1 protein-coding gene is annotated in these 287 nt (G+C 71.8%); it reads right to left on the reverse strand.

The features are described 5' to 3' along the window. Positions 1-287, reverse strand: a 287-nt coding sequence (locus IF54_RS40305; RefSeq protein ID WP_037821288.1) for a hypothetical protein, incomplete at both ends; no start/stop codon positions are given.

The following is a 287-nucleotide window of genomic DNA, read 5'->3' on the forward strand; positions in this document are numbered from 1 at the left end:
AGCCGCATACAACTCCCGGCCCATACCGACCCGCTGAGCCCCCTGACCGGTGAACAACACCGCCAGACGACCACCCCCCACCGACGGGACCTCTGCGGGCACCGCCCGCAGACCGGCAACCGCCTCCTCACGATCGGAGGCCACCACCACAGCCCTGTGCTCCAGAGCCGCACGAGAGACGACCAGCGAATGGGCGACGTCCGTCAGGTCGGCCTGCCCGCCCTCCAGGTGGTCGGCCAGCCGCTCGGCCTGCGCCTTCAGCGCCTGACCGGAGCGGGCCGACACCA

Origin of the sequence: Streptomyces sp. NRRL B-3229 (genome assembly GCF_000719505.1) — a bacterium.
Taxonomy (GTDB): Bacteria; Actinomycetota; Actinomycetes; order Streptomycetales; family Streptomycetaceae; genus Streptomyces; species Streptomyces griseorubiginosus.